This window comes from Telluria sp. LT2P34 (assembly GCF_059685915.1).
Map to the genome: position 1 here is coordinate 286,673 of NZ_JCASIN010000006.1, position 9,304 is coordinate 295,976.

General features: G+C 65.3%; 7 protein-coding genes. 3 read left to right on the forward strand and 4 right to left on the reverse strand.

Annotation, left to right across the window (positions count from 1 at the left end):
• Window positions 1-2 precede the first annotated feature (2 nt).
• The gene (dapC, locus tag AC56KZ_RS17205; RefSeq protein ID WP_497163403.1) at window positions 3-1,226 is read right to left on the reverse strand and encodes a succinyldiaminopimelate transaminase; all 1,224 of its coding nucleotides are present in this window, start codon (window positions 1,224-1,226) and stop codon (window positions 3-5) included.
• Window positions 1,227-1,382: 156 nt separating this feature from the next.
• Between dapC and AC56KZ_RS17210 the strand changes: the two genes are divergently transcribed.
• The gene (locus AC56KZ_RS17210; protein ID WP_497163404.1) at window positions 1,383-2,948 is read left to right on the forward strand and encodes an FGGY-family carbohydrate kinase; all 1,566 of its coding nucleotides are present in this window, start codon (window positions 1,383-1,385) and stop codon (window positions 2,946-2,948) included.
• Here AC56KZ_RS17210 and AC56KZ_RS17215 read toward each other — a convergent pair.
• The 3 genes from AC56KZ_RS17215 to AC56KZ_RS17225 form a co-directional block, all read right to left on the reverse strand.
• A complete protein-coding gene (locus AC56KZ_RS17215) occupies window positions 2,945-4,339 on the reverse strand; it encodes a diguanylate cyclase (protein ID WP_497163405.1) in 1,395 nt (464 codons plus the stop codon). The genes AC56KZ_RS17210 and AC56KZ_RS17215 overlap by 4 nt on opposite strands.
• A gap of 114 nt (window positions 4,340-4,453) precedes the next feature.
• A complete protein-coding gene (locus tag AC56KZ_RS17220) occupies window positions 4,454-5,647 on the reverse strand; it encodes an aminotransferase-like domain-containing protein (protein WP_497163406.1) in 1,194 nt (397 codons plus the stop codon).
• A gap of 80 nt (window positions 5,648-5,727) precedes the next feature.
• Window positions 5,728-6,189, reverse strand: a complete 462-nt coding sequence (locus tag AC56KZ_RS17225) for a RidA family protein (protein ID WP_497163407.1) — start codon at window positions 6,187-6,189, stop codon at window positions 5,728-5,730.
• A gap of 169 nt (window positions 6,190-6,358) precedes the next feature.
• Between AC56KZ_RS17225 and AC56KZ_RS17230 the strand changes: the two genes are divergently transcribed.
• Together AC56KZ_RS17230 and htpG are read left to right on the forward strand one after the other, a co-directional pair.
• Entirely contained in the window at window positions 6,359-7,162 is an 804-nt protein-coding gene (locus AC56KZ_RS17230; protein ID WP_497163408.1) for a hypothetical protein, read from the forward strand.
• A 76-nt stretch (window positions 7,163-7,238) separates the two neighbouring features.
• Window positions 7,239-9,158, forward strand: a complete 1,920-nt coding sequence (gene htpG / locus AC56KZ_RS17235) for a molecular chaperone HtpG (RefSeq protein ID WP_497163409.1) — start codon at window positions 7,239-7,241, stop codon at window positions 9,156-9,158.
• The last annotated feature ends 146 nt before the right edge of the window (window positions 9,159-9,304 follow it).

Below are 9,304 nucleotides of genomic sequence, written 5' to 3' on the forward strand. Positions count from 1 at the left end.
TTTTAAGAAACTGTGCGCAGGGCCTGGCAGAACTGGACAATGCGATTGGCCGCTTCCAGCCCTTCGTCGACGCCCGCCACCAGCGCCATGCGGATGCGGTTGCGGCCCGGATTGGTGCCGTGGGCGTCGCGCGCGAGGTAGGAGCCGGGTAAAACCGTCACATTATATTCGGCGTACAGGCGCCGTGCGAAGTCGGTGTCCGACAGGCCGGTGCGGCGCACGTCGGCCCACAAGTAAAAGCCGGCGTCGGGCAGCTCGACATCCATCACTTCGCGCAGCAGCGGCGTAATCAGGGTGAATTTTTCGCGGTACAGCATGCGGTTGTCGTGCACGTGGGTCTCGTCGCCCCAGGCCGCGATCGAGGCCGCCTGCACGGCGGGCGACATGGCGCCGCCCGAGTAGGTGCGGTACAGCAGGAATTTTTTCAGCACCTGCGGGTCGCCGGCCACGAAGCCCGAGCGCATGCCGGGCACGTTCGAGCGCTTCGACAGGCTCGAAAACACGACCAGGTTGCGGTAGGGGCGGGCGCCGGTGCTCCTGCCCAGCTGGTGCGCCGCTTCGAGCGCGCCCAGCGGCGGCATGGTGCTGGTGTAGATCTCGGAATAGCATTCGTCGGCCGCGATCACGAAGTCGTGGCGGTCGGCCAGGGCAAACAGCGCGCGCCAGTCGTCGAGCCGGAGCACGGCGCCGGTCGGATTGCCCGGCGAGCAGACATACAAGAGCTGCACGCGTTCCCACACGTCCTGCGGCACGCTGTCGTAATCGCAGGCGAAGTTGCGCGCCGGGTCCGAGTTCACGAACCAGGGCGTGGCGCCGGACAGCAGGGCCGCGCCTTCGTAGATCTGGTAGAAGGGGTTCGGGCACATCACCAAGGCATCCGGGCCGCTGGCGTCGACCACGCACTGGGCGATCGCGAACAGCGCTTCGCGCGAACCGTTCACCGGCAGCACCATGGTGGCCGGATCGATCTTTGGCACGCCGTAGCGGCGCTCCAGCCAGCCGGCGATCGCCGCGCGCAGCGGCTCGCTGCCGAGGGTGCTCGGGTAGGTCGACAGGCCCGCCACCGCATGGGTCAGGGCTTTTTCGATGAACGGGGGCGTCGGGTGCTTCGGTTCGCCGATGCCGAGGCTGATCGGGGCGAGGTCCGCGTTCGGGGTGACGCCGGCGAACAGTTCGCGCAGCTTTTCGAACGGGTAGGGATGGAGTTTTTCGAGGTGTGGATTCACGACGGTACCTGGGAGCTGGTGCAAGGAGAACTCATATAACGAACCATTATAGCGCCGATAAATGCGGCTGCCGTCGATCCCGGGAGCGCATGCTTGAGCCAGCGTGGGGCAAGCAAGTATCATGGGCGTTTTTCGACTGCGCCGGCCCCTGACTCGATGACGCTCGACCCCACCATCCTCGCCATCGACAACGGCACCCAGAGCGTGCGCGCACTGTTGTTCGACCTGCGCGGGAACATCGTCGCCAAATGCCAGGTGCCGCTCGATGCCGGCGTGTCGCTCCACCCCGGCTGGGCCGAGCACGACCCCGAAGACTACTGGCAGGCCGTGTGCCGCGCCTGCCAAGGGCTCTGGAGCCAGCCGGGCGTGGAGCGCGCCGCCGTGCGCGGGGTTGCCGTCACGACCCAGCGCGGCACGGTCATCAACCTGGACCGGGACGGCAAGCCGCTGCGGCCCGCCATCACCTGGCTCGACCAGCGCCGCGCCGAGCGCGTGCCGCCGATCGGCCCCTTCTGGCGCAATGCCTTCCGCCTGGCGCGCGTGAGCGGCACCATCGACTTTTTTCGCGGCGAAGCCGAGATCAACTGGATCCGCGCGCACCAGCCGGACGTCTGGCAGGCAACCGACAAGTTCCTGCTGCTCTCGGGCTACCTGAACTGGCGCCTGTGCGGGCGCTTTCGCGATTCGAGCGGCTCGCAGGTGGGCTATGTCCCCTTCGACTACCGGCGCCATCGCTGGGCCGGCCGGCGCGACTGGAAGTGGCAGGCGCTGGCGATCGAAGCGCGCATGCTGCCCGAACTGGTTGCGCCCGGCGCCCGGCTGGGTGTGATCGACGCTGGCGCCGCCGCGGCGACCGGCATTCCGGCCGGCCTCCCGCTGTTCGCCGCCGCCGCCGACAAGGCTTGCGAAGTGCTGGGCGCCGGCTGCACGACGCCGGAAGTGGGCTGCCTGAGCTACGGCACCACGGCTACCATCAACACCACCAACCCGCGCTATGTCGAGGTGACGCCTTTCGTGCCGCCTTACCCGGCGGCGATCCCCGGCGCCTACAGCACCGAGGTCCAGGTGTTTCGCGGCTACTGGATGGTCAACTGGTTCAAGGAGCAGTTCGGCCATCACGAGCAGCTGCAGGCGCTGGCCGGCGACATCGCGCCCGAAACCCTGTTCGACGCGCTCGCCGAATCGGTGCCGCCCGGTTCCATGGGACTGATGCTGCAGCCCTACTGGACGCCCGGCATCCGTGTGCCGGGACGCGAGGCGAAGGGCGCGATCGTCGGTTTCGGCGACGTCCATACGCGCGCCCACGTCTACCGCGCCATCCTCGAAGGCCTGGCCTATGCGCTGCGCGAGGGCAAGGAGCGCATCGAAAAACGCAGCGGCGTGCGCATCACGGCCTTGCGGGTGTCGGGCGGCGGCTCGCAGAGCGATTGCGCGATGCAGCTGACGGCCGATATCTTCGGCTTGCCGACGGCGCGCCCGCATGTCTACGAAACTTCGGGCCTGGGCGCGGCGATCATCGCCGCCGTGGGACTCGGGCTGTATCCTGATTTCGGGGCGGCGGTGGCGGCCATGACGCGCGTCGGGCGCGTGTTCGAACCGAGCGCCGACAACCGCGCCATTTACGACCGCCTGTACAAACGGGTCTACCGCAGGATGTATGCGCAGCTGCGGCCCCTGTACCGCGAGATCGCGTCGATTACCGGCTACCCGGCAGGCTACTAGGGTTGCAGCGCCGCCTCGATGACGGCCAGGGTGGCGCCGGTCTTCACGGCGCGCATGCCGTTGCGGCCGGCCTCCTTGGCGGCGTACATGGCGCGGTCGGCGGCGACGAAGAATGCCTTGATGTCGTCGAGCTGGGTCGGGACGATGGTCGCCACGCCCAGGCTGGCGGTGAGCCAGGGTGAGATGCTCGAGCGCGGGTTCGGGATGTTGAGCGACTCGATGTGGGCGCGGATCGCCTCGCCGAGCGCGCAGGCCGCCTCGTGCCCGGTTTCGCCGAACAGCAGCACGAATTCCTCGCCGCCGAAGCGCGCGGCCAGGTCGGTGGCGCGCAGCGCATGCGACTGCAGCGCCAGCGCCACCTGCTGCAGGCAGGCGTCGCCCGCCACGTGGCCGAGACTGTCGTTGTAACCCTTGAAGTGGTCGACGTCGAGCACGATCAGCGACAGCGGCTGGCTGGAACGGACCGCACGCTGCCATTCCTTGTCCAGGAAAGCGTCGAAATGGCGGCGGTTGGCGATCTTGGTCAGCGGGTCGAGCAGGGCTTCACGCTGCAGCGCGTTTTCCGACTGCTTGTGGTGGGTGATGTCGTGCAGCAGGGCGATGAACATCGGCTGCTCGGCCCCCATGGGCGTGAGCGTCAGGTCCATGGCGCGCAGGATGCCGTCGCGCTGGCGGATCAGCACTTCGCGCGCGCCGCGCCAGGCCGGCGTGGCCGGGGCGGGGTCGTGGCCGCTGCCGAAAATGGCCAGGTATTCATTGGCCACCGCCGGCGCCAGCATGTCGTGGATCGAACGGCCTGCCAGTTCCCCCGGCGCGTAGCCGAGGTAGCGCTCGCAGGCCGGGTTGGCGTACTGGATGCGCCCGTTCGCTTCGATCATCATCAGGCCTTCGTCCATGCTGTTGACGATCAGGCGCAGGCGCTCGGTCTGCTGCTGTTGCGACAGGGCGCTGCGGTGAATCTGCAGCTGGACCCGGACGCGCGCGCAGACTTCGGCCAGGCGCAGCGGCTTGGAAATATAGTCGGCCGCGCCGATCTCGAAGCCGGCGACGATGTCGTCGGTCTCGGTGCGCGCACTCATGAAGATGACGGGGATATTGCTGGTCGCCGGATGCGCCTTCAGGCGGCGGCATACCTCCATGCCGTCCATGCCGGGCAGGACGATGTCGAGCAGGATCAGGTCGGGCAAGGCGCGCCGGGCGATGTCGAGCGCGCGCTCGCCGCTATTGGCGACAAAAGTCTGGTAACCCTGGTCCAGCATCATCGAGCGCAACGCACCCAGGTGCGCGGGTGCGTCGTCGACGATGAGGACGGCGGCCTGGCGTCGGTCGGCTGTTGCGGGAGCTAGAGTGGGCATCGCGGTAAGGTCGCAGGACGGGTTGATCTCGTTCAAAATCATAACCTGTAGTTACTTCCAAAGGAAGTTTTTGTTTCTACACGGCTAGATTTTCGACCCGCAATGCCACAACCGATTCAGCTTGCATAAACCCGTCGTCCGGGCGCTTCGTTACAGGTTGGCCGCGATCAGCTTGCCCAGGATGGCGATGCCTTCGCGGATGCGCTCTGGCGGCACCGTCACGAACGACAGGCGCAGTGTGTTCGTTTCCGGGTCGTTGGCATAGAAGGGCGCACCCGGCACGAAGGCGACGCGCGCCGCGATCGCCGCATCGAGCAGCTTCATGGCATCGATCGATTTCGGCAGCGTCACCCAGATGAACATGCCGCCGTCAGGCTTGGTCCAGCTGACGCTCTGCGGGAAGAACTCGGCCATCGCGTCGAGCATGGCCTGGCACTGCTGGCCATAGAGGGCGCGGATGGTGGGGATGTGCTGGTCGAGGAAGCCGTCTTTCACGACTTCGTACACGGCCATCTGCGTCAGCTGAGAGGTGTGCAGGTCGGCCGCCTGCTTGGCCAGTTCCAGGCGCCGCACCAGCGGCAGCGGCGCGCATACGTAGCCGAGGCGAATACCGGGCGTCAGCACTTTCGAGAACGAACCCATATAAATGACGCCGTCCGGGTTCATCGCCACCATCTTCGGCATCGGTTCGCCCCGGTAGGACAGCGCACCGTAGGGATCGTCCTCGATCAGCGGCAGGCGCAAGCTGGCGCAGGTTTCCACCAGCTCCTGGCGGCGCGCGATCGACAGCGAACGGCCGGTCGGGTTCTGGAAATTCGGCAGCGAGTACAGCAGGCGCGCGCCTTCGGCCACCTGCCGGATCGACGAGGGCACCAGGCCATCGTCGTCGGTGGCGACCGAGGAAAACTCCGGGCGATACACCGAAAACGCCTGCAGCGCGCCCAGGTAGCTTGGGGTCTCGACCAGCACGCGGCTGCCTTCGTCGATCAGCACCTTGCCGATCAGGTCGAGCGCCTGCTGCGAGCCGGACACCATCAGGATCTGCTCGGGCACGATCCTGGCGCCTTCGGTCGACAAGGAATTGGCGATCCATTCGCGCAGCGGCGCGTAGCCGTCGGTCGGGCCGTACTGCAACGCGACCTTGCCGGTCTCCGACAGCACCTTGTCATAGGCCGCCTTCATGCGCTCGATCGGGAAGGTGGCGGGCGAAGGCAGGCCGCCGGCAAACGAAATGATCTCGGGACGCTGGGTGATCTTCAGGATTTCGCGGATGAACGAGCTTTGCAGCCCTTGTGCGCGCTCGGAAAACTGCCACTGGATCGGATGAGGATTGTCGATTTTCATGCTGGTCTCGCTGAAAGTTGCCGCCGGCCCGGATCGGCCATGAAAGGCGCCGGACCGGCGCCACGTTCTTCTCGTGCTGCTTACGCGATCTCGACGATCATCTCGATCTCGACGCAGGCGCCGCGCGGGATCTGCGCCACGCCGAAGGCCGAGCGCGCGTGCTTGCCGGCGTCGCCGAAGACTTCGCCGAACAGTTCCGAAGCGCCGTTGGTGACCAGGTGCTGGTCGGTGAAATCCGCGGTCGAGTTCACGAGGCTCATCAGCTTGACGATGCGCTTGACGCGGGTCAGGTCGCCGCCGCAGGCATCCTGCAGGGTGCCCATCAGGTCGATGGCGATGGCGCGGGCGGCGGCCTGGCCTTCTTCCAGGGTCTTGTTCTTGCCCAGCTGGCCGGCGTTGACCGAGCCGTCCGCATTCTTGGCGATGTGGCCGGAAACGAAGACCAGGTTGCCGGTCTGCACGTACATGACATAGGCGGCGGCAGGAGCAGGGGCAGACTGCAGGGTGATGTTCAGTTCGGTGAGTTTGTCGTAGACGGACATGGGAATTCCAATGCGGTGGATGAAGCCGGTATTGTACGACTTGCCAGCCGGGATGGACACGGGAACGTGGCTGCGGGACGGCGCCGCTCATCCGCATCTTGTCAGTTTGGCATTGCCTGGTGATATCATTCGGTCTTGCCGCCGCGCGCCTCGATGCCCTCTATCCCGAATGACCACCGTTTTCCTACTCAAGCTGCTGCTCGTTCCCGTCCTGATCTGGCTCGTCACGCTGGCCGGCAGGCGCTGGGGGCCAGGTGTGGCCGGCTGGCTGTCGGCGTTTCCGATCGTGGCCGGCCCCATCCTGTTCGCCCTCACGCTCGAGCAAGGGCCGGCATTCGCGGCGCGCGCCGCCGAGGGCACGCTGCTGGCGGTGGTGGCGATCCTCGTGTTCAGCGTCGCCTATGCCCGGGCCGCGCAGCGCTTCGGAGTGGCCGGGTCGATGGCGCTGGCCCTGTTGGCATGGGGCGCGGCAGTCGCTGCGCTGCAAACGCTGACGCTGGGGCTGGGGATCGCTTTTGTCCTCGTCTGGTGCGCACTGCTGGCAGCGGGCAGGCTGTTCCCGCGCGTCGCCTCGGCAGCGCCTCCACGCGGCGCGCGCCGCAACGACCTGCCCTGGCGCATGCTCGCCGGCGCCATCCTCGTGTTTGCCGTCACGGCCGGCGCCGCCGGCATGGGGGCGCGCCTGTCCGGCTTTTTCGCCATGTTTCCGGTCATGAGCACGGTGCTGGTCGGCTTCGCGCATGCCGGCCTCGGGAGTGCGAACGCCGTCGCGCTGCTGCGCGGCATGGTGACGGGCTATTTCGGCTTTTCGGTATTCTGCGCCGTGCTGGCCCTGCAGCTGCGCACTGGCCCGGTCGGACCGGCTTTCGTTCTGGCGCTGGGCTGCGCGCTGGCGGTGCATCTGGCTGCGCGGCGCGTCTCGCGATTGGCGACGCCACTCCCCGCGGCGCCAGCGAATCGTTTTCCCCCTTGAAATCGATATTGCTATCCCAATATTGCTGCAATCCGTATAAGCGGTTTTTCAATTCGTACTACTCACGAGGAACAACATGGCTGCTGCCGAAAAAGAAACCCTTGGCTTTCAAGCTGAAGTTAAACAGCTGTTGCAATTGATGATTCACTCCTTGTATTCGAACAAGGAAATCTTCCTGCGCGAACTGATCTCGAACGCCTCCGACGCGGCCGACAAGCTGCGCTTCGAGGCCATCAACAATGACTCCCTGTATGGCGACGACCATGAATTGAAGATCCGCGTTGCTTTCGACAAGGACGCGCGCACGATCACGATTTCCGACAACGGCATCGGCATGAGCCGCGACGAAGTCATTTCGCACCTCGGCACCATCGCCAAGTCGGGCACCAAGGAATTCTTCAGCAAGCTCTCCGGCGACCAGCAGCAGGATGCGGCCCTGATCGGCCAGTTCGGCGTCGGCTTCTACTCGGGCTTCATCGTCGCCGATAAAATCATCGTCAACACCCGCCGCGCCGGCGCCTTCGTTTCCGACGGCGTGCGCTGGGAGTCGGCCGGCGAGGGCGACTACAGCATCGAATCGATCGACAAGCCAGGACGCGGCACCGACGTCATCCTGCACCTGCGCGCCGGCGAGGAAGAGCTGCTGTCGTCGTGGAAGCTGAAGTCGATCATCCGCAAGTATTCCGATCACATCTCGCTGCCGATCGTGATGCAGAAGGAAGAGTGGGACGAAGAGGCCAAGCAGACCGTCGTGCGCGATGAAGTCGAAACGATCAACCAGGCCAGCGCCCTGTGGGCCCGCAACCGCTCCGAGGTCACCAAAGAGCAGTACGACGAATTCTACAAGCACGTCTCGCACGACTTCCAGGAGCCGCTCGCCTATACCCACAACCGCGTGGAAGGGCGCAGCGAATACACCCAGCTGCTGTATGTGCCGAGCCATGCGCCGTTCGACCTGTGGGACCGCAACAAGCGCGGCGGGATCAAGCTGTACGTCAAGCGCGTCTTCATCATGGACGACGCCGAACAGCTGATGCCGACCTATCTGCGTTTCGTGAAGGGCGTGATCGACTCGAGCGACCTGCCGCTGAACGTCTCGCGCGAAATCCTGCAGGAGTCGCGCGACGTGCGCGTGATCCGCGAAGGCTCGACCAAGCGCGTGCTCGGCATGCTCGAGGAAATGGCCAACGCCGAAGAGCAGGAAGGCAAGGACAAATATGCCACCTTCTGGAAGGAATTCGGCCAGGTGCTGAAGGAAGGCATCGGCGAGGACGCGACCAACAAGGACCGCATCGCCAAGCTGCTGCGCTTCGCCTCGACCGCCGGCGAAGGCGACGAGCAGACGACCTCCCTGGCCGATTATGCAGCGCGCATGAAGGAAGGCCAGGACAAGATTTACTATGTCGCCGCCGACAGCTTCAACGCCGCCAGGAACAGCCCGCACCTCGAAATCTTCCGTAAAAAGGGCGTCGAAGTGCTGATCATGACCGACCGCGTCGACGAATGGATGCTGTCCTTCCTGAGCGAATTCGAAGGCAAGGAACTGGCCTCGGTGGCCAAGGGCGGCCTTGACCTCGGCAAGCTGGAAGACGAAGCCGAGAAAAAAGAGCACGAACAGACCGAGACCCAGTACAAGGAACTGGTCGAGCACATGAAGGGCGCGCTGCAGGAGAAAGCCAAGGACGTGCGCGTGACCTTCCGCCTGACCGATTCGCCGGCCTGCCTGGTGGCCGACGAGCACGAACTGTCGGCGAACCTGGTGCGCATGCTGAAAGCAGCTGGCCAGAACGCGCCGGACAGCAAACCGATCCTCGAGATCAATCCGAACCACCCTTTGGTGACGCGCCTGAAGTACGAAGACAGCGCCAGCCCGCGCTTCGCCGACTGGTCGCACATCCTGTTCGACCAGGCGATGCTGGCCGAAGGCGGCAGCCTGGCCGACCCGGCCGCGTTTGTAAAGCGTCTGAACGACATGCTGCTGACGGCCGCGAAGTAAGCGTTCGCGCAATGGCAAACCGGGCCTGCTTGAACTGACCCCAATAAGTTGGACACCAACTTATTGGGGTTTTTTCATGTCGAAGTACTCGGAGCAGTTCAAGCTAGCCGTTGTTGAGCAGTACCTGGCCGGCCCATTGGGATTTC

Excerpts from the sequence above, each read along its gene's own strand:
- AC56KZ_RS17225 (WP_497163407.1), bottom strand. The coding sequence starts at position 6,189 with ATGTCCGTCTACGACAAACTCACCGAACTGAACATCACCCTGCAGTCT.
- AC56KZ_RS17230 (WP_497163408.1), top strand. The coding sequence starts at position 6,359 with ATGACCACCGTTTTCCTACTCAAGCTGCTGCTCGTTCCCGTCCTGATC.
- AC56KZ_RS17220 (WP_497163406.1), bottom strand. The coding sequence starts at position 5,647 with ATGAAAATCGACAATCCTCATCCGATCCAGTGGCAGTTTTCCGAGCGC.
- AC56KZ_RS17210 (WP_497163404.1), top strand. The coding sequence starts at position 1,383 with ATGACGCTCGACCCCACCATCCTCGCCATCGACAACGGCACCCAGAGC.
- htpG (WP_497163409.1), top strand. The coding sequence starts at position 7,239 with ATGGCTGCTGCCGAAAAAGAAACCCTTGGCTTTCAAGCTGAAGTTAAA.